The sequence below is a fragment of the Neorhizobium sp. DAR64872/K0K18 genome (assembly GCF_050500175.1).
Taxonomy (GTDB): Bacteria; Pseudomonadota; Alphaproteobacteria; order Rhizobiales; family Rhizobiaceae; genus Neorhizobium; species Neorhizobium soli.
The window spans coordinates 772,578-794,887 of the sequence record NZ_CP191446.1 but is presented as its reverse complement, the minus strand read 5'-3'; the positions used below and the strand labels follow the sequence as shown (position 1 = coordinate 794,887).

Below are 22,310 nucleotides of genomic sequence, written 5' to 3'. Positions count from 1 at the left end.
GGCCGACTTGACCGTCGAATGTGGCTACGACGGGCGCCGACCGGGCAACCATCTGCAATCGTTCGAGGCAGCAGAATGCTTCAATCTTGCCAGGAAACGCTCTAGGGGTTCTCTCTTTCCCTATGACCAATCTGCGTGGCGACGAGCTTTGCCACCAAGTGCACGAGGTTCTTGGCTTCGAACCGACCCTTCAGCTTGTCGATGCGATGCTCGATCGTCCTTGGCGAGAGGTGAAGGTCTTCGGCGATTTCCTTGGTCGTCTGCCCCTCGATCAGCAGCTGGATGATGTTGTCATCCGTCATGTCGGTCTTTGCTTCTTTCGACGGCGGAATAAAGAACCGCCCTTCGACCAGACTGATACACCAGTTTGGCCTTCCCTCGCACTTTTGAGGAAGCAGCAGTCGCTCGTAGCCGATCCTGACCCCGAGAACCTTCGTTCTGACAAGCTCAAGCGTCGGGCGCCCGACCTGTAGACAGCGGGAATAGGTTGGGATGATGGCCTCATCGACGAAGCCTCGATCAAGATCTCGAAGGTTGGCATCGGGAAATTGCAGCCTCAATTGACCAAGCAAATGGCTCTTGAACCCGAAGTCCCTCACCCGCCGAAACCGCCAGTCATACGGGTCTTCGTCTCCCGTTGCGACAACGGACAGCGCCATCTTGATGGAGAGGCTGGAGACGAAGCTAGAATACACGCTTTCCGGGTCTGCCATCTCGCTCGACCGCAGCCAAACATCGATAAGGCTTTGAGAGATTGTATTGAATGAACTCATTAATGCGACACAAGAACCAATTTCTTCCTGTTCGCATATGCAACTCTCAAGGGTTTCAAAAGAATTACATTCGTCTAAAATAAACTACGTCGTCAGTTATGGAAAACACGGCAGACCACAGGATCTGAGGACCATACGGGCTCAGGCGCTTCTCGGTCTTTTGTTGGAGGGTTTGCACGAAACGTGATGCATGGCTGGGGCGCCAGGATTCGAACCTGGGATGCCGGTACCAAAAACCGGAGCCTTACCGCTTGGCGACGCCCCAACAGGTCGGGGGCAAATCATTGCTGGCCCGGACCGGAAGTGGCCTTGCTCTAGCAAAGCTTTGCCGCCCTCTCAACGGCAAATTTCGGGATTGTCACGAATTAACGCGGGGTTTCGGGTTTACGCGCGTTGATCGGGTGTTAAACCTCAGGGAGATGACAACAAGCGCCCTTGGCGGAAGGACAGTTTTTGAGCATGCCGGAAGACCTTGATTTCGATCTGACCTTTTCGCCCTCCTATGGCGTGCCCGTGACGATCGCGGCAGGGGTGCAGCGGTTGACGGTGAATAATCCCTCGCCGTTTACCTTTCATGGCACCAACAGCTATATCGTCGGGACATCGTCGGTCGCCGTGATCGATCCGGGGCCGGAGGACGAGGCGCATTTTCAGGCGCTGATGGCGGCGCTCGACGGGCGGCGTGTCAGTCATATCTTCGTCAGCCATACGCATCGCGACCACTCGCCGCTGGCACGGCGGCTGAGCCAAGCGACCGGAGCGCTGACGGTGGCGCAGGGGCCGCACCGGGCGTCCCGTTCCCTGCACGCGGGCGAGATCAATCCACTCGCTGAAAGCGCTGATACCGATTTCGTGCCCGATATCGCGGCCGGTGATGGTGAGAGGATCGAGGGCGACGGGTGGGCGCTGACCGTCCTCCATACACCCGGCCATACCGCCAACCACTGCGCCTTCGCGCTGGAAAATTCCGGCATCCTGTTTTCTGCCGACCACGTGATGGCCTGGGCGACGACGATCGTTGCGCCGCCGGATGGATCCATGGCGGATTTCATGGCGTCGGTCGAAAAGCTTCTGGCGCGCGGGGACGAAGACCGGATCTTCTTTCCAGGGCACGGCGGACCGGTGACGGAGCCCGCCTCTTTTCTGCGCGGCCTGCGGACGCACCGGCGGATGCGCGAGCGTGCGGTGCTGGAGCGGATCCGCGCCGGCGACCGGTTGATCCCGGATATGGTGACGGCGATCTATGCGCGGACGGATCCGCGGCTGCATGGTGCGGCCGCCCTTTCGGTGCTGGCGCATCTGGAAGACCTGATTGGCGAGGGACAGGTTGCAACCGACGGACCGCCATCGCTTTCAGGCATCTATACGCTGGCTTGACGGGCGCTTAGCCGCCGGTGATGCCGAGCAGTTCGGTATCGAGACGATCGAGGAAATCCTGGGCAATCTCAGCCCCGAGGCCGAGATCATGCGGGCCGAAGCGCGAGACGACGCGCAGATCGACGGAGGTCGTCTCGGCATCTTCACGCAACCGGATCACGATATCGAAGCGCAGGCCGAGCACCAGCGTGCGGGTCTCGCCCTGAAGCAGCACATCGCCGGCGGTGCCGATCGTCGGCTCGAGCGTGAGTTCAGGCCGGCGCAACGGCACTGGCGCCACATCCGGCACCGGCGCCTGCTCGTCGCGGGGCGCGGCACGGGTCAGGATGTCGGGCTCCACCAGTTCCAGCCCCTCTGTCTTGACGATGCCGACCCGGGCGGACCGTAGCGCCTTCTGGACGCCTTCGTAGACGCGGTCGACGGCCCCTTCGTAACGTCGTCCGGTGAGGCGCGGATAGGCGGCAAACTGCGCGCGGCGCTCAGTGGGCGTGACCATCGGCGGGCGCTGCGGCAGGAAGCGCTGGTCGGCTGTCGGTTCGAAGACGAAGGCAGGCGGATCGGCAATATCGGTGGAGATGTCGTAAAGCGGCGGCAGCGTGAGATAGGACACGGTTCCCATCACCACGACGGCAAGCGGGACGGCTGCAAACACCAGCCCGTGTGCAGCAGCAACGCCTCCTCTTGCACCGACACTCCACAGCCGCGCGAGACCCAGCAGCGACAGCGGTACCGAGGCAGCCGCAATGGTTGCGGAACACAGAACAAGTGCCACGAAATCCGGCTCGTTCAGCGGCCCGAACCGATGCGCGACGGCTGAAACCACGAATAGAAGAAAAGCGCAGAAGCCGAGCCTGCGCCCGAAATAGGCGGCGCGGGAAACGGGCCGGACAAAGCGGACGGTCATTGTGTGAAAGCGGCTCCATGCAAACTCTGTTCCCTTGTGTAGAACAGCGCGGCGGGGAATGGAATCCTTGGTTTGCGCTCGCCATCCAACGGGGTTATTCGGGAGCACCGTTGTGCTGCCGCAGCCATCATCTGGAGCCCGTCATGCGTTTTGCCCTTCTCGCCACACTGGCCGTCATCGGAACGGCACTCACTTCCTGCCAGACAATCACACCGGAGGAGCGGCGGGCGGCGGATCAGCAGTCCTGCGCGCGCTTTGGGTTCCGTCCCGGGACCGATGCCATGGCGCGCTGCCTGCTCGACCTCGAGCTCGACCGCCGCGCCGAGCGACGCGCATGGCGGGCGGAAAGCGATGCGATGATGGGACGCCCGCCGATCGTGGTGACGCGGCCGGTCTATCTCCACCGGCACTGATCAGTCAGCCCTTCGTCCGCTCGATCGCTGCCTGGGCGGCAGCCAACCTTGCGATGGGCACGCGGAAGGGGGAGCAGGAGACGTAGTCGAGATCGGCGTTTTCGCAGAAGCGGATCGAGGCCGGGTCGCCGCCGTGTTCCCCGCAAATGCCGAGTTTCAGGTCTGCCCTCGTCTTGCGGCCGCGCTCTGCTGCAAGCTGGATCAGTTCGCCGACGCCGTCGAAATCGAGCGAGATGAAGGGGTCGTGCTCGATAATGCCCTTGCGCTGATAGGTGGGAATGAAGGCCGCGGCATCGTCGCGGGACATGCCGAAGGTGGTCTGGGTGAGGTCGTTGGTGCCGAAGGAGAAGAACTGCGCGGTTTCGGCAATCACATGGGCGCGCAGGGCGGCGCGAGGCAATTCGATCATCGTGCCCGCCAGATAGGCGATCGGCACGCCGGTTTCGCGGGCGACATCTTTCGCCACCGCATCGATGACGCCCTTCACGTAATCCAGCTCCTTGCGCAGGCTGACCAGCGGCACGAGGATTTCGAGTTCGACCGGTTCTCCGGTGGTCTTTCCGGCCTCGACAGCCGCTTCGAAGATGGCGCGTGCCTGCATTTCGGCGATTTCCGGGTAGGAGATTGCAAGCCGGCAACCGCGATGGCCGAGCATCGGGTTGAACTCGTGCAGGGCATCGATGCGTCTTGCGAGGAAGGCCGGCGGCATGCCCATGGCGCGGGCGACGTCGTCGATCTCGGCCTCGGTCTTGGGCAGGAATTCATGCAGCGGCGGATCGAGCAGGCGGATCGTGACCGGCAGGCCGTGCATGATTTCGAACAGTTCGGTGAAATCCGACCGCTGCATCGGCAGGAGCTTGCCGAGCGCTGCGCGGCGCGCCTTCTCGGTTTCCGCCAGAATCATCTCGCGCATGATGTGGATGCGGTCGCCTTCGAAGAACATGTGCTCGGTGCGGCAGAGACCGATACCTTCAGCGCCGAACGAGCGGGCGGCGCGGGCGTCCTGCGGCGTATCGGCATTGGTGCGCACGGTCATGCGGCGGGTCTTGTCGGCCCAGGCCATCAGCTTGCCGAAATCGCCAGACAGCGCGGGCTGGGTCATCGGCACGGAGCCCTTCAGCACCTGGCCGGAGGAGCCGTCAATGGTAATGATTTCGCCGCGCCTAAGGCTGACGCCGTTTGCGGCAAGAAGCACCTCGTTGCGCAGGTCGACGCGCATGGAGCCGGCACCGACGACGCAAGGAATGCCCATGCCGCGGGCAACGACGGCCGCATGGCTGGTCATGCCGCCGCGGGTGGTCAGGATCGCTTCGGCGGCGTTCATGCCGTGGATGTCTTCCGGGCTGGTCTCGATGCGCACGAGGATGACCTTGCGGCCTTCCTTGTCAGCCTCGACGGCCTCCTCGGCTGTAAACACGATCTCGCCGGTAGCAGCGCCCGGCGATGCAGGCAGGCCGGAGCCGATCACGTGGCGTTCGACGCGCGGATCGATGGTCGGGTGCAGCAGCTGGTCGAGCGAGGGCGGATCGATGCGGCAGACGGCCTGGCTCTCGGTGATGACGCCTTCCTCGACCATGTCGACGGCGACCTTCATCGCAGCACGGGTGGTGCGTTTGGCGTTGCGTGTCTGCAGCATCCACAGCTTGCCGCGCTCGATGGTGAATTCCACATCCTGCATGTCGCAGTAGTGGGCTTCGAGCCGGTCGCAGATCGTGCGGAATTCGGCGAAGGCCTGCGGCATCAGCTTTTCCATCGACGGCTTGTCGGAACCGGAGGCGAGCCTTCCTTCCTCGGTGATCGATTGCGGCGTGCGGATGCCGGCGACCACATCCTCGCCCTGCGCATTGACGAGGAACTCGCCGTACAAGGCTTTCTCACCGGTCGACGGATTGCGGGTGAAGGCAACGCCTGTGGCCGATGTCGAGCCGAGGTTGCCGAACACCATGGCCTGGACATTGACCGCGGTTCCCCATTCCTCGGGGATCCGGTGCAGCATGCGGAAGGTTTGCGCGCGCGGGTTCATCCAGCTCGCGAACACGGCGGCGATCGCTTTCCAGAGTTGCTCGTGCGGATCCTGCGGGAAACCCGTTTCCAGTTCCTCCCCGATCAGTTGCTTGTAGAGCGAGACGAGGTGCTGCCAGTCGGCGGCGCAAAGTTCGGTATCGTATTCGTGGCCCAGCCGCGCCTTCTCGTCTTCCAGGATCTCCTCGAAGATCTCGTGGTCGAGGCCCATCACCACATCGGCATACATCTGGATGAAGCGGCGGTAACTGTCCCAGGCGAAGCGGGCATCGCCGGAATCTTCAGCGAGCGCCTGCACTGTCTGGTCGTTGAGGCCGAGATTGAGGACGGTGTCCATCATGCCGGGCATGGAGGCCCGCGCGCCGGAGCGGACGGAAAGAAGCAGCGGCTGCACGCCTGCGCCGAAACGGCGGCCGGTGATTGCTTCCATGGCGGCGATGCCATCGAGGACTTCGGCCTTCAGACCGTCGGGCAGCATGCGGGCGTTTTCGAAATAATGGGTACAGGCATCGCAGACGATCGTCAGTCCGGGCGGCACCGGCAGGCCGAGGCTTGCCATTTCCGCGAGGTTTGCGCCCTTGCCTCCAAGACGGATGCTGTCACGAGAGCCTCCTTCCGCCTTGCCATCGCCGAAGCGATAGACCCATTTCGCCATTTCGCATCTCCACCCAGTCTTCTCAAGCATTTACAGCGTTTATGATCGTTTGGGAATTATGCGTCAGGATTATGTTGCACCGCAGCAAAATCGGTGCGTTGTCATGCCTGACAGGAAAGTGACGTGCGGATGTTCTAGCGCGTCTCTATAACGCCGCCGGAACCTGCAGGGCCTTCGATGACCATCACGAGACGGAATGCTTTGAAACTGGCGGGTGTCGTGTCTGCGACGGCCGCCCTTGACGGCGCGCTGCTGGCGGAAGGAACGATCGCGGCGATGGCTGCACCTGCCCTGCCCTTTGCCGTGACGACGCCTGTCCATGTGGATCAGGCGGCGCTTCGGGTGCGGGACCTCAAATCCATGACCGCCTACTACCAGGGCATGCTCGGGCTCGAGATCATCGAGCAGGATGATGTTTCCGGCGATCGCGTCGTGCTGGGTGCGGGGGGATCGCCGCTTCTGCATCTCGTCCGTTCGGCAGAGGCCGCCTTCGAGACGCCGGGGTCTGCCGGTCTGTTTCACATCGCCTACCTGATGCCGGACCGCGGCGATCTCGCCCGCTGGCTGGTGCATGTGGCGCAGCGGCAATTTACGATCACAGGATTTGCCGATCACAGCGTCAGCGAGGCTGTCTATCTGACCGATCCCGAAGGAAACGGCGTCGAGGTCTACTGGGATAGGCCCCATGAAATGTGGACATGGAACGGCAATGTGGTGACGATGGGCACCAATGCGCTCGACGTGGACGATATCGTCGCCAATACCGACATCAACCGCGACACCTACACAAAAGCGCCCGCCAACCTCAGGATCGGTCATATCCATCTGCGGGTCGGCGAGATCGACAAGGCGCGGGCCTTCTATGGCGATCTGATCGGCCTGTCATCGACACGCGGCAACCGGGACGACTCGGGCTTCTTCTCGTCCGGCCATTACCATCACCACCTCGCCTTCAACACCTGGCAGAGCGCCGGTGCGGGAATGCGGGAAGAGACGCAAACCGGGCTCGACTGGTTCTCGCTGGAATTTGCGGAAAAGAGCGACCTGCTGGCGCTGAAGGACAAGCTGAAACAGGCGTCGGTCAGCTTCACGAGGGCTGTCGATCATATCGACATTCTCGACCCCTGGGGGACGAATGTGCGGCTGACGGGGCTGTAAGGACGCCTGCGGCGCGGATGTCGGAAAGAGATGAAAACGCTTTGCGGGGCCGGATCACATCGGCCCCGCAAAGCCTTCCGCACAGGACAGGAAAACCCGTGCGGGGGGTCTCTATATCGGCGGTACTTCGATGCTGAACTTGCGGCATCGAGGCACCACACGTCAATATGATTTTAGTTAAATTACACTACGCCGAGACGCTGATGTCCCATATGAGTAAATTGACGTAGGTAGAAATACGGAGGCCGCGACCGGTTGACCGGGAAAGCGCTGGCTCAGCTGGCTTCGCGCAGCAGTTCCGCCGTCTGCAGATCGACCGAGACCAGCTGCGATACACCCTGCTCCGCCATGGTCACACCGAACAGACGGTTCATGCGGGCCATGGTGATGGGGTTGTGGGTGATGATGATAAACCGCGTCTCGGTCGACGCCGCCATCTCGTCCATCAGGTTGCAGTAGCGCTCGACATTGTGGTCGTCGAGCGGTGCATCCACTTCGTCCAGCACGCAAATCGGTGCGGGATTGGTGAGGAAGACGGCAAAGATCAGCGCCATCGCCGTCAGTGCCTGCTCGCCACCGGACAGAAGCGTCATCGTCTGCGGCTTCTTGCCCGGCGGGCGGGCGAGGATTTCGAGGCCGGCTTCGAGCGGATCGTCGCTCTCGATCAGCTGCAGCTCTGCCGTGCCGCCATTGAAGAGATGCGTGAACAGCCGCTGGAACTGCTTGTTGACCACATCGAAGGCGGCCAGCATGCGCTCGCGGCCCTCGCGGTTGAGGCTCTGGATCGCGCCGCGCAGTTTGCGGATGGCGTCGATGATGTCGTCGCGCTCGTGGATCAGCGCGGCGAGCTTGTCGGAAAGCTCCTTCTGCTCTTCCTCGGCGCGCAGGTTGACGGCACCGAGCCGCTCGCGCTCCATCTTGAGCCGGTCGACTTCCCGTTCGATCTCGCGGATGTCAGGCAGCGTGGCGCCGGGCGCGATGCCGGCAATGCGCATCACGTCATGCGGCTCCACATTGAGTGCCTCGCGGATGCGCAGCTCGCCCTCGTGGCGCTTTTCGGCGGCGGAGACCAGACGCTCTTCGGCACGGCCGCGCTTTTCGCGGGCTTCGGCGAGTTCCGACAAGGCCGTGGCGGCGATACGGTCGGTTTCGCGCTGGCGGGTTTCGGCCTCGACCAGCCGATCGGAGGCGGCCTTGCGGGCAGCTTCCGCCTTTTGCAATTCGTTGATCAGTGCCCGGCGGCGCTCGTCGAATTCTTCAGGTGCTGCTTCGAGATCGACGATCTCGTCGCGCGCCTCTTCCTCGCGCTGGCGCAGGCTGCCGATATGATCGGCGGCGCTGGCGATGCGGGAGACCCAGGCGGCGCGTTCCTGGGCGATGGCGGCGATGCGGCGCTTGCGCACCTCGATCTCGCGGCTCTGGCCCTCATAGGCGGCGCGCGCTTCGGCGAGACGGCCCCGATCGGTGGCGACGACGCTTTGCTGGTTCAACAGCTTGGCATCAATGGCGGAGAGATCCGGCGCATCCTCGAGCTCGATGCGCGCATCTTCTTCCTGGACACCGAGATCCTCGATCTGGCCGGTCAGCTGGCTGACCGCTTCCGCAACCACATCGCGGCGACGGGTGAGATCGCCGGCTGCCCGTTCGGCTGCGGCAAGCGCATCGCGGGCATCGCTCAACTGGCGGGCGGCAAAGCGGCTGCGGTCGCGCGCTTCGGAGAGGCGTTTTTCCTCGATCGAGATGGCGCTGCCTGCCTGCGCCAGCGCATCCTCGGTTTCCGACAGGATATCGCGGGCCTCGTCGATCTCGCCTTCCAGCTCCGACAGACGGTTTTTCTGGGACAGGCGAAGGGCTGCCGCACCCGGCGCCTCGGACCCGGAGATATGGCCATCCCAACGATAGACGGCGCCCTCTCGTGTCACGAGGCGCTGGCCGGGGCGCAGCAGCGGCATCAGCCTGTCGGCGTCACCTTCCGAGATCACACCGATCTGTCCGAGCCGGCGCGCCAGTTCCGGCGGCGCCGTGACATAGGCCGACAAGGGCAGCGCACCCTCGGGCAGGCCGGGATCAGCGGCGCCATCGCCATTGATCGACCAGTGGGCGGAGGCGGATGCATCGACAGGCGTTTCGAGATCGTCGCCGAGGGCTGCACCGAGCGCTGCCTCATAGCCACGATCGACGCGGATCATTTCGGCAACGGGCACGAAGCCGCCGGACAGGGCGCCGGCCGCCAGCATTCGCGAGATCGTGCGCTTTTCGGTTTCGAGCGCGTTCAGCGCCGAGCGGGCGGATTCGACCGGGCCGCGCGCCATCAGTTCGTTCGAGCGCGCATGGGCGAGCGCGGATTCGACTTCTTCCGCCGCGATCGTCGCATCTTCGACGGCGATTTCGGCGGCTTCCACCGCGTCCTGCCGCTCGGCCGGGTTGTCGAGGCCATCAAGCTTTTGTCCGATCGCGTCGAGTTCGCCGCTCGCATCGGCCATCTGGCGGTCGAGGCGCTGGCGGCGTTCGGCGAGGTCGCGGATCAGCCGGTCCAGCGCATTGCGTCCGGCCGCTGCTTCGGCACGTTCGGCGGTGACTGCTGCAAACAGCTTCTCGCTGTCGGCAAGCGTTGCTGCAGCTGCCTCGAAGGCCTCACGCAGGTCTTCGGCTTCGGCGCCTGACTCCGCCAGCGTCTCTGTCAGCTCGGCTTCTTCGCCATCCAGCTTGTCGAGGAAAGCGGTATTGTCGGCGGCAAGCTGTTCCTCGCGGCTTATGTCTTCGGCAAGCTGCGACAGTCTTCGCGTCAGTTCGTCGCGACGCCGCAGCAGGCGGCCGGCTTCTTCTTCCAGCTGGCCGCGGGCGATCTGCAGGCGCTGCAGGGCGGCACCGGCTTTCGCCTCGTCCTCGCGCAATTCCGGCAGTCTGAGGCTGGCAATCGCCTGCGCCTTTGCCGCTTCCATCTGCCCTTGCGCCTTTTCGGCGACGATGTTGGTAGCCTGGTTGAGCGCGGTTTCGGCCTCCGCCTCCGCCTCGCGGGCCTGGACGAAGCGGATATGCAGAAGCATCGCCTCGCGGGCGCGGATATCGGCCGAGAGCATGCGGAAACGGTTGGCCTGGCGGGCCTGGCGCTTCAGGCTTTCGATCTGGCTTTCCAGCTGGGCGACGACATCCTCGAGACGTTCGAGATTGGTTTCGGCGGCACGCAGGCGAAGCTCGGCCTCATGGCGACGCGAATGCAGGCCGGAAATGCCGGCGGCTTCTTCCAGAAGCTGGCGACGGGCCTGGGGCTTGGCATTGATCAGCTCGCCGATCCGGCCCTGTCCGACCATGGAGGGCGAGCGTGCGCCGGTCGAGGCATCCGCAAACAGCAGCTGCACATCCTTGGCGCGGGCTTCCTTGCCGTTGATGCGGTAGAGCGAGCCGTTCTCGCGCTCGATGCGGCGCGACACCTGGATCTCGTCGGCATCGTTGAAGGCAGCGGGTGCCGTATGATCGGAATTGTCGAGATAGAGGCCGACTTCGGCGCTGTTTCGGGCCGGACGGTTGCCCGAGCCCGAAAAGATCACGTCGTCCATGCCGGACGCGCGCATGTTCTTGTAGGAATTTTCGCCCATTACCCAGCGCAGCGCCTCGACAAGGTTGGACTTGCCGCAGCCATTGGGGCCGACCACGCCGGTCAGCCCTCGCTCGATGATGAATTCCGTCGGCTCGACGAAAGACTTGAAGCCAACGACGCGCAGCTTGTTGAATTTCATGCTGCGCCCTTTCTCCCGCCGACGGGTCCCCTACCCGCCGGGGTGGCGATCTTACAGAAGGCTGTCGAAAAGCTTCGACATGGAGTCAACCGTCATATCTCCGGAGTATTTCTTGCCGTTGATCAGGAAGGTCGGCGTTGAATTGACGCCAAATTCCTCGTTGCCCCGCTTAACGACGGTATTAATGTCGTCGAGAAGCTTCTGGTTCGTCAAGCAGGCTTCGAAACTCTGCTGTGAGTAACCTGCAAGCTTGACCGACTGCAAGAGTGCGCCGCGCACATCCTTGTCGGCGGGAGATGCCCAGGCGCGCTGCTGCTTGAACAGCATCGAGACCATCGGGTAATACTGCGCAGACGTTGCAAGTTCGGCCGGGTTCTGCGGGTTGCAGCGGGCCAGCATGAAGGCAGCGGTCGCGACCGGATCGAACGGGAATTCGCGGATGATGAAGCGAACCTTGCCGGTATCGATATAGTTCTTCTTGATCGTCTCGAACGTGGTGTTGTGGAAGTGTGCGCAATGCGGGCAGGTCATCGACATGTATTCGATGACGGTCACCTTGGCGTTTTCTTCGCCGAGCGCCATTTCCGGCAGGGTGCCAGGCTTCAACGCCGCCGCCATATCCACATCGCCCTGGGATTCCGGAAGCGCCTGGGCAAAGGCGTCGGAGATGCCGAGCGGCAGCGACAGGCAAAGCGCCGTGACCGCCACTCCGCCGAGAAGCGCGCGTCTGGTGATGGTCTTATCGTTCAACTGCATGGAACACCCGTGTTCGAGATTTGAAAAAGTTCGATATTCCGTATCGTGGCGACTTGGCCCCGACAAGCGGTGGAGTGTTAAATCCCTTCAAAGAATTGTGACGAAATGGGGGTGAGAGGGGATAGTTCTGCTGATTGCTGCTGCTGATGTGAGTTTTCTCTACGACCAGTAGAGCAATTCTGGCGAAGCATATTCACCGCTGGAAAGAGTTATTTCAGCCCAAGGACTTGGGCTGGCTGGATTCCTGTGACGAGCACAGGAATGAGAGTGGCGGGGGCCCTGGAACTCTCATTTGCGCTTCTGCTGGAGAACGGCGGTGCCGAGCCTGGCGACGGCTTTCTTCAGCGCATCGCTTTCGATCCCTTCCATCATGCCCTCCAGCCGTTTCGCCGCTTCGCCTTTGAGGGGCTGCAGTTTGCGCGGATGCTTGAACGTCTGAGACACCGGTTTTTGCACGATGCGGATCTGGCGCACCGCCGGAAAGCCGAAAAAGCCGTTGATGCGGGAAATCAATTCGCCCTGGGCATGGCCTAGAAACAGTGCGCGGGACCCTTCGCAGGCGATGGTGAGGACACCCGGCTGGTGGCCACCCTCGCTATAGCCGTCGTTATAACGCGACCAGGCGATCTTTTCGGGGCGCGTACAATCAGCGAAATCCTCACCGGCGATCTCATCCCAGGAGCCGAGCAGCGCGGTGGATATCCCGGCGCGGCGCGCCAGCACCGGATCGATGATGCCGTTCGCCACTTCGGAGATCTGCAGCGCGCCTTTGCGGCGGAACGGAGGTTTCGGAGCATTCATCGCTGGATAACTGGCCGCCTGAGGTTGTGCCGTCCTTGATGCCGGCGCATTGACGCATACCTATAGGCCATTCCAGCGGCAAACGGCAAACGATGCTCCAGACGCTTCCCAAGACGACGAATTCGGCCGATGGCCCGACCCATGCGGAAAGGCTTCTCGCCTGGTACGACCGACACCACCGCGAGCTGCCCTGGCGGATCAGCCCGACGGCTGCCAAAGCCGGGATCCGGCCCGACCCCTATCGCATATGGCTGTCGGAAGTGATGCTGCAGCAGACGACAGTGCAGGCGGTCAAACCGTATTTCGCAAAGTTTCTCGAGCGCTGGCCGAAGGTGACCGATCTTGCCGCAGCCCCTTCCGACGACGTGATGGCGGCCTGGGCGGGGCTTGGCTACTATGCCCGCGCCCGCAACCTGAAGAAATGCGCCGAAGCGGTAGCAGCCGATCATGGGGGCATCTTTCCCGATTCGGAAGATGGCCTGCGCGCCCTGCCCGGCATCGGCGATTATACATCGGCCGCCGTTGCCGCGATCGCCTTCAACCGGCAATCGGCTGTGATGGACGGCAATGTCGAGCGGGTGATCTCGCGTCTCTATGCGATCGATGCACCGCTGCCGGGTTCCAAGCCCACCATGAAGGCAAAGGTCGTGGAGCTGACGCCATCAGACCGGCCGGGCGATTTTGCCCAGGCGATGATGGATCTCGGCGCGACGATCTGCACCCCGAAACGTCCCGCCTGCGCGCTCTGTCCGTTCCGGGACGACTGTCTGGCCTTGGCCGGCGACGACCCTGAGCGGTTTCCGGTGAAGGCCGCAAAAAAGGAAAAGCCGGTTCGCCAAGGCGCTGCCTTCGTGGCGGTGACGCCCGATGGCGAGGTGCTGCTTCGAAAGCGCATCGAGACCGGGCTTTTAGGCGGCATGACGGAAGTGCCGACGACGGCCTGGACCGCGCGGCTCGACGGCGGCACGACGATCGATCACGCGCCGATCCCGTCTGCCGACTGGCAGGCCTGTGGTACGGTCATTCACGTCTTCACCCATTTCGAGCTGCGGCTTTCGATTTTTCGCGCGAAGGTGACCAAGGTGGCTGTGGACAATGGCTGGTGGGAACCGGTGGAGAGCCTGGAGAACCAGGCCTTGCCGACCGTCATGAAAAAAGCAATCGTCCAGGCTTTACCACTCGCCTTCGCAAAAGCTCCAAACTGACAGCAGGAAACATCCTCTATGGCGGCCAAGATTGATCACATCGTTTTCGACATCGGCAAGGTTCTGATCCACTACGACCCCAACCTTCCCTATAGCCGCATCATTCCCGACGAGACCGAACGCAAGTGGTTCTTCGACAACGTCTGCACCCACGAATGGAACCTGGAACAGGACCGCGGCCGCAGCTGGAGCGAGGCCGAAGCGCTGCTGCTTGAACAGCATCCGCAACAGGAAGCCAATATCCGGGCCTTTCGCCAGCACTGGCACGAAATGGTGCCGCATGCCTATGACGGCTCGGTTGCCATCTTCGAGAGCCTGATCGAGAACGGCCGCGACGTGACCATGCTCACCAACTTCGCCGCCGACACATTCGTCGAAGCCCGCCGGAAATTCCCGTTTCTCGACAAGCCGCGCGGCGTCACGGTGTCGGGCGAGATCGGCCTGATCAAGCCGGATGTGGCAATCTACGAAAAGCACGCCCGCGATTTCAGCCTCACCCCCGAAGCCTCGATCTTCATCGACGACAGCTATCCCAACGTCGAAGGCGCGCGGGCAGCGGGCTGGCACGCTGTGCATTTCACGGATCCGGAAACGCTGCGCAAGGATTTGAGGGATCACGGTATCGAGGTGTAAGGTTTGGGGGTGGTTGCCGGTATGCTGACGATATAAGTTCCCGGCCCACCCACCTCGTTTTGCAATCGACCTCACGTTAAGACGGCACCCCTCATGGCAATACCATTCGCTCCCGTCGGCATTGATCACATCGTGTTTCTGATCGACGACATGAAACGCGCCCTCGCCTTCTACACTGACGTCCTAGGGTGCCGTCCTGGCTATTCCTATCCGGGACTGGGGATGGAGCAGGTGTGGTTCGGGTCGTCGTTGATCGTCTTGTGGGATGTAACTCACCCGGGCGGAACGAAAGCAGCGCCTCCGGTGACCGGTGGGCGCAATGTCGATCATGTCTGTCTTGCGACCAGCCCTTTCGACCATTACGAACTGCGGACGCATCTCGATAAGCACGGAGTCGAGATCGTCCAGGAAGCGTTTCATGGGGGTGCCCGGGGCATGGGGCACTCGTTCTACATCCATGACCCGTTTGGCAATAAGATCGAGATCAAGGGGCCTGCAGAATACCCGGATGGACGGCAGGCAACCTAGCCGGGTGATCGGCGGACTGGCCGAAACATTCGAATTCGGAGGTGTTCAGGGTTACTCTGGTCAGAGCCTGCGTCGTTGCTGCCCCGAAATCAGTGCATTTGCCCCATAAAAAAGATGACGCCCGGAGCCTTCAAACTCCGGGCGTCACATGATCCTCTTCCGGGACTAGAGGTACAAAACCGGAAGAGGAAGCTCGCGAGCTGACATGGGATCTGGTCCCGGGACTGGTGGCTCAGTCCGCTTTTGGCAGGCCGTTGCGAATGATGGTGCGAAGGTCGTCGATCGGTTTCAAGACGCCGGCCTCCTCGTAGTGCCAGTATGTCCAGCCGTTGCAGGCATCAAAGCCCTGAACCTTGGCGCCGAGGCGATGGATCGATCCGGCGTCGCCGTTCGAGGTCAGCGTGCCGTCGGCGCGGATGATGGCGCTGTGGCGGCGGCGGGCGTCGGTGAGGATCTGGCCGGGCTTGACGAGACCGCTTTCGACGAGCGCATTGAAGGCGACACGCGGTTCGGCGCGCTTGCCGGTCATGACCGTCAATTCCGTCTTGCCGAGCGGTTCGACCGAAGCGATGCGGGCGGATGCGGCGTCGATGTAATCCTGCTCGCGTTCGATACCGACGAAATTGCGGCCGAGACGCTTGGCGACAGCACCCGTGGTGCCGGAACCGAAGAACGGATCGAGCACGACATCGCCGGGCTTGGTGCAGGACATGATGATGCGGGCGAGCAGCGCTTCCGGCTTCTGGGTCGGATGAACCTTCTTGCCGTCGTCACCCTTCAGGCGTTCGCCGCCAGAGCAGATCGGAAACAGCCAGTCGGAGCGCATCTGCACGTCGTCGTTGGAGGCCTTCAAGGCTTCGTAATTGAACGTGTAGCCCTTGGCCTTGGCATCGCGGCTGGCCCAGATCATCGTTTCGTGGGCGTTCTGGAACCGGCGGCCTTTGAAGTTCGGCATCGGGTTGGTCTTGCGCCAGACGATATCGTTGAGGAGCCAGAAATTCAGGTCCTGCATGATCGCGCCGACGCGGAAGATGTTGTGGTAGGAACCGATCACCCAGATTGTGCCGTTGGGCTTCAGCACGCGGCGGCAGGCAAGCAGCCAGGCGCGGGTGAAGGCATCATAGACCTGAAAGGAAGCGAACTGATCCCAGTCGTCGTCAACGGCATCGACCAGGCTCTGGTCGGGGCGATGCAGGGCGCCACCGAGCTGCAGGTTGTATGGCGGATCGGCAAAGATCGCATCCACCGATTTATCCGGCAGCGCCTCGAGAGCGGCCACGCAATCGCCCTTGATGATGGAGTTCATCCAGGCGTGAGGACGGGCCTGTTTCTGGAGGTCGATCAAAGGAAGGACTGCGGCCATGAGACACTCGCTACGCTGTACTGGATACGAATTTACTGACTGTTATGGTTACTCATTTTGGTTACCAAAGACTGAAGCCGGTGGCCGGTTTCGGGAAAAAAGCAAAATGATGGAAAGCGGCGCGAAGATGCGCTAGGATACAACTCATGAGAAAAGCCGAGGGGCATGAGAAAAGCTGAGGCGATCGAGAAGCTGAGACGGCAGGCCGACGCGATCAGGGCGCTCGGCGCGACCTCGCTTTATCTGTTCGGCTCGGTTGCCCGCGACGAAGCCGGACCCGACAGCGATCTCGATCTGTTTATCGATTACGATGAGAGCAAGAAGTTCTCTCTTGTCGATCTTGTCGGGATCAAGCTGTTTCTCGAGGATGAACTCGCGGCCGACATCGATGTTACCACCCGCAACAGTCTGCATCCAAGGCTGAAGGACCGGATCGAAGCCGCTTCGGTGCAGGTGTTCTGATGGACCAATTTATCTGGGACGTCATCGCGCATGACCTACCGCCGCTCAAATCCGCGATGCTGGGTCTGCAGGAACGACTGAGCCGGGCGTAAAGGTCGCACCGCCCTTCCCGGCTCTTGCCTCATCCATTCCCATTTCCTATTCAGGCCCGAACCGGAACGGATAGGAGTGCCACCATGGAAAGCATCACCATTGCCCTGGTCCTGCTTCTCGCCGTGGTTCTGAGCGGTACGCTTGCGAGGCTTTCGCCGGTCGGCATTCCGCTGCCGCTGGTGCAGATCGCGCTCGGGGCCGCGATTGCCGGCGTGACGGGGTCGGCGGTGCAGCTCGATCCGGATTTCTTCTTTCTGCTGTTTTTGCCGCCGCTACTGTTTCTTGATGGCTGGCGCATTCCCAAGGAAGGGCTGTTCCGCGACAAGGCGGTGATCCTGGAGCTGGCGCTCGGGCTTGTCATCTTCACCGTGATCCTGATCGGCTTTCTGGTCCACTGGATGATCCCGGCGATACCGCTTGCGGTCGCCTTCGCGCTCGCCGCCATTCTCTCGCCGACCGATCCGATCGCCGTCTCGGCGATTGCCGCGCGGGTGCCGATCCCGGGACGGCTGATGCATATTCTGGAAGGCGAATCGCTGCTCAACGATGCGTCGGGCCTTGTCTGCATGCAATTTGCGGTGGCCGCCGTGCTGACCGGTGTGTTCTCGCTGGCGGATGCGGTCGGCACGTTCCTCTGGGTGGCGATCGGCGGCATCCTGATCGGCTTTGGCACCACATTCGTGGTCATGAAGGCGAAATATTACGTATCACGCAAGCTGGGCGAAGAGCCCGGTGCGCAGATCCTGATCAGCCTGCTCATTCCGTTCGGCGCCTATCTTCTGGCCGAACACCTGCATTGCTCCGGCATTCTGGCAGCTGTTGCGGCCGGCATCACCATGAGCTTTGCCGAACTGCGCGGCCAGACGATGGCTGCCACCCGCATGCGGCGCTACGCGGTGTGGGATACGGTGCAGTTTGCGCTGAACGGCATCATCTTCGTGCTGCTGGGCGAACAGATGCCGGGCATCGTCTCGGGCGCCGCCAGGATCGTCACCGAGACCGGCCACCTCCACCCGATCTGGCTGATCGCCTATGTGGCGGTGATTACCACCGCACTCGCGGCCCTGCGGTTTGCCTGGGTGTGGGTCTCCTTGCGCTTTACCCTCTATCGCGCCGCGCGTCGCGGGGAGGCGATCCGCAAGCCGCACTGGCGGCTGCTGGCGGCCATGTCGCTTGCCGGCGTGCGCGGTGCGATCACGCTTGCGGGTATCCTTACCCTGCCGCTTGCCATGAACGACGGCACATCGTTTCCGGCACGCGATCTGGTGATATTCCTGGCAGCCGGGGTGATCATCCTGTCGCTGACGGCGGCCAGCATCGGCCTTCCCTATCTTCTCCAGAACCTCGAACTGCCGCCGGAGGATGATCACCACCAGGAAGAGGACAATGCCCGGATTGCTGCGGCGGAGGCTGCGATCCGGATGATCGAGAAACTGCAGCACGCGATGAGCGAAGGCCGGACCGACGCCGATCTTTACGGCGAGGTCGGCACGCGGCTGATGGAACTCTACCGGCAGCGGATCGAGGGCCGTTCCAAGCTCGGAGATGAGGCAGACCTGTTGCGCAAGATGGAGGAGGTCGACAAGCGGTTCAGGCTGGCCGCCCTTCGTGCCGAACGCGACGAGCTGTTCAGGCTCGGCCGCCGGCGCAAGATTTCCGAGGAGATCGCACGCAAGCTCGTTCGCGAGATCGATCTTGCCGAGGCGCGCTACGGTTTCTGAGGCGCGCCGTGTTGTCGCCGCTTTGCCGGTAGAGGAAATCGCCCTCCGCATTGTTTCCGGCGCTGCCCTCGTGTAGATCGCCCTCACCTTCTTTCATCAAAGAGTATCCATCATGAGCGGCTTCGACCTCATCATCTTCGATTGCGACGGCGTGCTCGTCGACTCCGAAATCATCGCGGCACAGGTCGAATCCCGGCTGCTGACGGAAGCGGGCTATCCGATCAGCGTCGAGGAAATGGGCGAGCGCTTCGCCGGCATGACCTGGAAGAACATTCTTCTGCAGGTCGAACAGGAAGCGGATATTCCACTTTCGGCCTCGCTGCTCGACAAATCGGAAAAGCTGCTCGACCAGCGGCTGGAACGCAGCGTCAAGATCATCGAGGGCGTCAAGTTCGCGCTGTCGCGGCTGACCACGCAGCGCTGCATCTGCTCGAATTCTTCGAGCCAGCGGCTGGACATGATGCTGACCAAGGTCGGGCTCAAGCCCTATTTCGAAAATCATATCTATTCCGCCAAGGACCTCGGTCCCGACCGCGTCAAGCCGAAGCCGGACATCTTTCTGCATGGCGCAAAGCAGTTCGGCGTCGAGCCGGACAGGTGCCTGGTGATCGAGGATTCCACCCATGGCGTCCATGGTGCACGCACGGCCGGCATGCGGGTGGTGGGCTTTACCGGAGCATCGCATACCTATCCGAGCCATGCGGACCGGCTGACGGATGCCGGCGCCGAAACGGTGATTTCGCGCATGAGCGACCTGCCGGCGGTGATTGCCGCACTTGGTGAATGGGGCGGGATCTAGAACTGGACCACGAGGCTGGCCTTGGCGGTATGGCTTGTCAGCGAATGGGCAAACTCGCCGGAATAGCTGAGCTTCAGCCGCGCGGATTTCGACACCTGCGCCGTGACGGAGGCTTCGACGACGGCCGTGTCGCGCGGCAAAGCCACGCCTTCCAGCATGAACGGACTGCCGCCGCTGGCAAAGGCGAGCCGTGATGCGGGCGTCAGGTCTCCCATTGCGTGGCGCCAACCGAGCATGCCGGAGACGGTGATAGGCAGATCCTCGACGGGCATTTGCGCCGACCAGCGAAGGCCGAATGTGGAAAGGGCGATGTTGTCCGTTTCACCACTCCCCGTCAGAGCGGCCGCCCCGCCCTTCTCGCGAAAACCATCGGTGTCGAGATTGATATAGGCGAGGCTCGCGAAGGGCTGCAGCGTCACGGGACCTGCCGTTGTCTTCCAGGACAGGTCGGTGAACAGCTGGCGGGTGGCGCCTCTGTAATCGGCTTGAAGATTGTCGGTGAACGTGCCGAAGTCGACGCTGCGCGACGTCGAGATGCGGTTTTCGGAATAGACGGCGCCGGATGTGAGGGCAACGTCACCCCAGTTTGCGGCGGCGTAGAGCCCGGCATGATAGCTTTCCCAGTCCACCTCGCTGCCCGAGGAGGCATTGCTGTAGCCGAACAATCCGCCGAGCCGCCAGTGATCGGAGGCCTGCCCGTCGAAGCCCGCGATCAATCCCGCCGCATGGCTGTCGATGCCGGCCGCGTTGCCGTCGCTGCGCAATTGCCCAGTTGCTGCGATGCCGGTTGCCCAGAAGCTGGTCGCACCATCGGCCGATGAGCGGATCGGGACTGCACCGTTGACGCGGTCGACGATGGCGTCCCGAATGAGCCGGCTGTCGCTTAGAAGCTGGGTTTTCAACGAGGCATGGCTCTCGCCGCTGAGCTGCGAGAAGGCATCGCGAGCGCCATCGGCGTTTTGCTGGAGAACGCCGAGGAAGACGTCGTTTTCGGTTCCGAGCGACTGGACTGCTGTGGCCGTTGCGCGCGTATTGGCGGTGTTCGCCACGTCGGCGAAATCGACATCGTTGCGGTAGAGGCTGAGCGTCACGTCGTCGGCGCCATAGGCAAGGATGGGCGACAGGAAGGCGAGATCGGTGGTGACGTCGTCGAAGGCACCGGCGACGCTTTCGCCTGTTATGATCGTGTAGGTCGTGGCCGGTGAATAGGTGCCTGCGCCCGCGAGAACCTCGACCGTGCCGCCTTCGATCGAGACGGACCCGTTGGCGGCAAGGCTGTCGGACGTGCCGTCTGCTTCCGTTTCCACCTGATAGGTGGAGCCTGCCTCGAAGGTGACGTCGCCGTTGACGGCAAGTGTTGCGATACCCGGGCCGGGTGAAAGCGTACCGCCGTCGCTGACGGTGAGGCCACCGATCTCGCCTGTGCCCGTGAGCATGCCATCCGTGCCGATATCGATCGCGCCGCCGATCGTGCCGTTATTGACGAGTGTTCCTCCCGTCACCGTCGCATCGCCGCTGATCTCGCCCGTGTTGGAAAAGCTGCCACCGGTATTGGTCAGCGAGGCGATGGTGCCGTCGTTGGATGAGGTTCCGGCGTTCGACACATCGCCGGCGACCGCGCCTGAATTGTTGACGAAGCGGCCGGAAGCCGCGACATCCACGTCGGTCACGACGAAATTGTTGGTGACCGTTCCGCCTGTCACGGTGGTGCTTCCGGTGATTTCGCCGCCGTCGTTGTTGGTGAAGGTGCCGCCGGTATTGGTGAGCGAGGCGATCGTGCCGGCGTTCGAGGCGTTGCCGGCATTGGTGACGTCGCCGGCCGTGGCACCTGAATTGTTGACGAAGATCGCAGCCGCCGCGACATCGACCGTCGTCACCACGAAATTGTTGGTGAGCGTGCCGCCCTCGAGTGCCGTTGCGCCTGAAATGGTGCCGTTGTTGGTAAAGCTGCCGCCGGTATTGGCAAGCGATGCGACAGTGCCGGCATTGGACGCCGTGCCCGCGTTGGTGACCTCTGCTGCCGAAGCGCCTGTATTGTTGACGAAACTGGCGGTCTCAGCAACATCGACGTCGGTGACGACGAAGTTGTTGGTGACGGTGCCGCTTGAGACCACAGTATCGCCGGTGACCGTGCCACCGTCATTGTTGGAGAAGGATCCGCCGGTATTGGTGAGCGAGGCGATCGTTCCGGCGTTGGAGGTCGTGCCCGCATTGGTGACCGCGCCGGCCGTTGCACCGGAATTGTTGACGAACCGGGCCGTCGCTTCGACATCGACATCAGTGACGACGAAATTGTTGGTCATCTGCGCATCGCCGGACAGCGTCGTTTTGCCGTCGATCGTGCCGTCGTTGATGATCTCGCCGCCTGAGGATGCAAGGCCGCCGTTGAGTGTTCCCGAGTTCGAAAGTGAGCCTGATGACATCGTGACGTCTGATGCCAGCGTGCCGCTTTGCGAGATCTCGATACGTCCCATGTCGAACAGCGTCGTGCCGCTCGTCGCTGTCAGATCCGCATCGACATGAAGCGTGCCGCCGGACACAGCGAGCGTATCGACGGCCGTGTCTGTTGCGACCGTCGGCGCGCCGGAGCCGATCGAGGCTGCGTCCGATGGGCCTGGGGCATCCGGGGCCGTCGTCCAGTTTGCGCCGTTTGCGAAATCGTTGTCGGAGGCTCCGATCCAGACCGATTGCGCCGATGCGCCACCGGGCGCAAGCGCTGCCAGCGTGACGATAGCGGTGCAAAGCCGCAGACGCCGCTTCGCGTCCGCCACGATAGCTGGAGCAATCATCCCAAACCCTGTCTCGAATGGTCGCGGGCGACGCGCCCTTGACGATCTTCACATACTGGGTACGGATTTATGGTTAACCGAAGATTAAACGGGCGCCGTCAGCGCCCGACCGGAGTGGCCG

At 62.4% G+C, this 22,310-nt stretch carries 17 protein-coding genes and 1 tRNA gene; 9 read left to right on the top strand and 9 right to left on the bottom strand.

Annotated features, from left to right (window positions below):
- Positions 1-101 precede the first annotated feature (101 nt).
- Positions 102-713: a helix-turn-helix domain-containing protein gene (locus tag ACQY1P_RS09145; RefSeq protein ID WP_162759497.1), complete on the bottom strand. Its 612-nt coding sequence runs from the start codon at positions 711-713 to the stop codon at positions 102-104.
- A 251-nt stretch (positions 714-964) separates the two neighbouring features.
- Positions 965-1,038 (bottom strand) — tRNA-Gln (locus ACQY1P_RS09140).
- Between the two features lie 194 nt (positions 1,039-1,232).
- Between ACQY1P_RS09140 and ACQY1P_RS09135 the strand changes: the two genes are divergently transcribed.
- Positions 1,233-2,150: an MBL fold metallo-hydrolase gene (locus ACQY1P_RS09135; protein ID WP_430256203.1), complete on the top strand. Its 918-nt coding sequence runs from the start codon at positions 1,233-1,235 to the stop codon at positions 2,148-2,150.
- 7 nt (positions 2,151-2,157) lie between these two features.
- On the opposite strand, the gene ACQY1P_RS09130 is transcribed toward ACQY1P_RS09135, so the two are convergent.
- Positions 2,158-3,054, bottom strand: a complete 897-nt coding sequence (locus ACQY1P_RS09130; protein WP_430256201.1) for a DUF1499 domain-containing protein — start codon at positions 3,052-3,054, stop codon at positions 2,158-2,160.
- A gap of 143 nt (positions 3,055-3,197) precedes the next feature.
- Here ACQY1P_RS09130 and ACQY1P_RS09125 point away from each other — a divergent pair, with 143 nt between their 5' ends.
- The gene (locus ACQY1P_RS09125) at positions 3,198-3,467 is read left to right on the top strand and encodes a hypothetical protein (RefSeq protein WP_430256199.1); all 270 of its coding nucleotides are present in this window, start codon (positions 3,198-3,200) and stop codon (positions 3,465-3,467) included.
- A 4-nt stretch (positions 3,468-3,471) separates the two neighbouring features.
- Here ACQY1P_RS09125 and ppdK read toward each other — a convergent pair whose 3' ends face one another.
- Positions 3,472-6,144, bottom strand: coding sequence for a pyruvate, phosphate dikinase (gene ppdK / locus ACQY1P_RS09120; protein ID WP_430256197.1), 2,673 nt, complete (start codon positions 6,142-6,144; stop codon positions 3,472-3,474).
- A 177-nt stretch (positions 6,145-6,321) separates the two neighbouring features.
- Between ppdK and ACQY1P_RS09115 the strand changes: the two genes are divergently transcribed.
- Positions 6,322-7,302, top strand: a complete 981-nt coding sequence (locus tag ACQY1P_RS09115; RefSeq protein ID WP_430256195.1) for a VOC family protein — start codon at positions 6,322-6,324, stop codon at positions 7,300-7,302.
- 275 nt (positions 7,303-7,577) lie between these two features.
- Here the strand turns inward: ACQY1P_RS09115 and ACQY1P_RS09110 are convergent, their stop codons facing one another.
- From ACQY1P_RS09110 to ACQY1P_RS09100, 3 genes are all read right to left on the bottom strand, one after another.
- The gene (locus ACQY1P_RS09110) at positions 7,578-11,039 is read right to left on the bottom strand and encodes a chromosome segregation SMC family protein (protein WP_430256193.1); all 3,462 of its coding nucleotides are present in this window, start codon (positions 11,037-11,039) and stop codon (positions 7,578-7,580) included.
- A gap of 51 nt (positions 11,040-11,090) precedes the next feature.
- Positions 11,091-11,795, bottom strand: coding sequence for a DsbA family protein (locus tag ACQY1P_RS09105; RefSeq protein WP_430256191.1), 705 nt, complete (start codon positions 11,793-11,795; stop codon positions 11,091-11,093).
- Positions 11,796-12,083: 288 nt separating this feature from the next.
- Positions 12,084-12,596: a DUF721 domain-containing protein gene (locus ACQY1P_RS09100; RefSeq protein ID WP_430256189.1), complete on the bottom strand. Its 513-nt coding sequence runs from the start codon at positions 12,594-12,596 to the stop codon at positions 12,084-12,086.
- A 92-nt stretch (positions 12,597-12,688) separates the two neighbouring features.
- On the opposite strand from ACQY1P_RS09100, the gene mutY reads away from it, so the two are divergent.
- The 3 genes from mutY (at position 12,689) to ACQY1P_RS09085 (ending at position 14,962) form a co-directional block, all read left to right on the top strand.
- Positions 12,689-13,801 carry an A/G-specific adenine glycosylase gene (mutY, locus tag ACQY1P_RS09095; protein WP_430256187.1) on the top strand — a complete coding sequence of 371 codons (1,113 nt, stop codon included), beginning with the start codon at positions 12,689-12,691 and terminating at the stop codon, positions 13,799-13,801.
- Positions 13,802-13,819: 18 nt separating this feature from the next.
- A complete protein-coding gene (locus ACQY1P_RS09090) occupies positions 13,820-14,434 on the top strand; it encodes an HAD family hydrolase (protein ID WP_430256185.1) in 615 nt (204 codons plus the stop codon).
- A gap of 93 nt (positions 14,435-14,527) precedes the next feature.
- Positions 14,528-14,962, top strand: a complete 435-nt coding sequence (locus ACQY1P_RS09085; RefSeq protein ID WP_430256183.1) for a VOC family protein — start codon at positions 14,528-14,530, stop codon at positions 14,960-14,962.
- Positions 14,963-15,194: 232 nt separating this feature from the next.
- Here the strand turns inward: ACQY1P_RS09085 and ACQY1P_RS09080 are convergent, their stop codons facing one another.
- A complete protein-coding gene (locus ACQY1P_RS09080; protein ID WP_430256181.1) occupies positions 15,195-16,325 on the bottom strand; it encodes a site-specific DNA-methyltransferase in 1,131 nt (376 codons plus the stop codon).
- Between the two features lie 165 nt (positions 16,326-16,490).
- On the opposite strand from ACQY1P_RS09080, the gene ACQY1P_RS09075 reads away from it, so the two are divergent.
- From ACQY1P_RS09075 to ACQY1P_RS09065, 3 genes are all read left to right on the top strand, one after another.
- Positions 16,491-16,787 (top strand): nucleotidyltransferase family protein, encoded by a 297-nt coding sequence (locus tag ACQY1P_RS09075; protein ID WP_174195764.1) that lies wholly within the window; start codon positions 16,491-16,493, stop codon positions 16,785-16,787.
- Positions 16,788-16,963: 176 nt separating this feature from the next.
- Positions 16,964-18,601 carry a Na+/H+ antiporter gene (locus tag ACQY1P_RS09070; RefSeq protein WP_092661494.1) on the top strand — a complete coding sequence of 546 codons (1,638 nt, stop codon included), beginning with the start codon at positions 16,964-16,966 and terminating at the stop codon, positions 18,599-18,601.
- Positions 18,602-18,713: 112 nt separating this feature from the next.
- The gene (locus tag ACQY1P_RS09065; protein ID WP_430250359.1) at positions 18,714-19,400 is read left to right on the top strand and encodes an HAD family hydrolase; all 687 of its coding nucleotides are present in this window, start codon (positions 18,714-18,716) and stop codon (positions 19,398-19,400) included.
- On the opposite strand, the gene ACQY1P_RS09060 is transcribed toward ACQY1P_RS09065, so the two are convergent.
- Positions 19,397-22,189, bottom strand: a complete 2,793-nt coding sequence (locus tag ACQY1P_RS09060) for an autotransporter outer membrane beta-barrel domain-containing protein (RefSeq protein ID WP_430256178.1) — start codon at positions 22,187-22,189, stop codon at positions 19,397-19,399. The two genes, ACQY1P_RS09065 and ACQY1P_RS09060, sit on opposite strands and share 4 nt — an antisense overlap.
- Positions 22,190-22,310: the final 121 nt, after the last annotated feature.

Bases quoted from the DNA above. Each gene is read 5' to 3' on its own strand.
- ACQY1P_RS09075 (WP_174195764.1), top strand. From the start codon at position 16,491: ATGAGAAAAGCTGAGGCGATCGAGAAGCTGAGACGGCAGGCCGACGCG.
- ACQY1P_RS09110 (WP_430256193.1), bottom strand. From the start codon at position 11,039: ATGAAATTCAACAAGCTGCGCGTCGTTGGCTTCAAGTCTTTCGTCGAG.
- ACQY1P_RS09115 (WP_430256195.1), top strand. From the start codon at position 6,322: ATGACCATCACGAGACGGAATGCTTTGAAACTGGCGGGTGTCGTGTCT.
- ACQY1P_RS09130 (WP_430256201.1), bottom strand. From the start codon at position 3,054: ATGACCGTCCGCTTTGTCCGGCCCGTTTCCCGCGCCGCCTATTTCGGG.
- ACQY1P_RS09080 (WP_430256181.1), bottom strand. From the start codon at position 16,325: ATGGCCGCAGTCCTTCCTTTGATCGACCTCCAGAAACAGGCCCGTCCT.
- ACQY1P_RS09145 (WP_162759497.1), bottom strand. From the start codon at position 713: ATGGCAGACCCGGAAAGCGTGTATTCTAGCTTCGTCTCCAGCCTCTCC.
- mutY (WP_430256187.1), top strand. From the start codon at position 12,689: ATGCTCCAGACGCTTCCCAAGACGACGAATTCGGCCGATGGCCCGACC.
- ppdK (WP_430256197.1), bottom strand. From the start codon at position 6,144: ATGGCGAAATGGGTCTATCGCTTCGGCGATGGCAAGGCGGAAGGAGGC.
- ACQY1P_RS09135 (WP_430256203.1), top strand. From the start codon at position 1,233: ATGCCGGAAGACCTTGATTTCGATCTGACCTTTTCGCCCTCCTATGGC.
- ACQY1P_RS09065 (WP_430250359.1), top strand. From the start codon at position 18,714: ATGAGCGGCTTCGACCTCATCATCTTCGATTGCGACGGCGTGCTCGTC.
- ACQY1P_RS09070 (WP_092661494.1), top strand. From the start codon at position 16,964: ATGGAAAGCATCACCATTGCCCTGGTCCTGCTTCTCGCCGTGGTTCTG.
- ACQY1P_RS09105 (WP_430256191.1), bottom strand. From the start codon at position 11,795: ATGCAGTTGAACGATAAGACCATCACCAGACGCGCGCTTCTCGGCGGA.
- ACQY1P_RS09100 (WP_430256189.1), bottom strand. From the start codon at position 12,596: ATGAATGCTCCGAAACCTCCGTTCCGCCGCAAAGGCGCGCTGCAGATC.
- ACQY1P_RS09090 (WP_430256185.1), top strand. From the start codon at position 13,820: ATGGCGGCCAAGATTGATCACATCGTTTTCGACATCGGCAAGGTTCTG.
- ACQY1P_RS09060 (WP_430256178.1), bottom strand. From the start codon at position 22,189: ATGATTGCTCCAGCTATCGTGGCGGACGCGAAGCGGCGTCTGCGGCTT.
- ACQY1P_RS09085 (WP_430256183.1), top strand. From the start codon at position 14,528: ATGGCAATACCATTCGCTCCCGTCGGCATTGATCACATCGTGTTTCTG.
- ACQY1P_RS09125 (WP_430256199.1), top strand. From the start codon at position 3,198: ATGCGTTTTGCCCTTCTCGCCACACTGGCCGTCATCGGAACGGCACTC.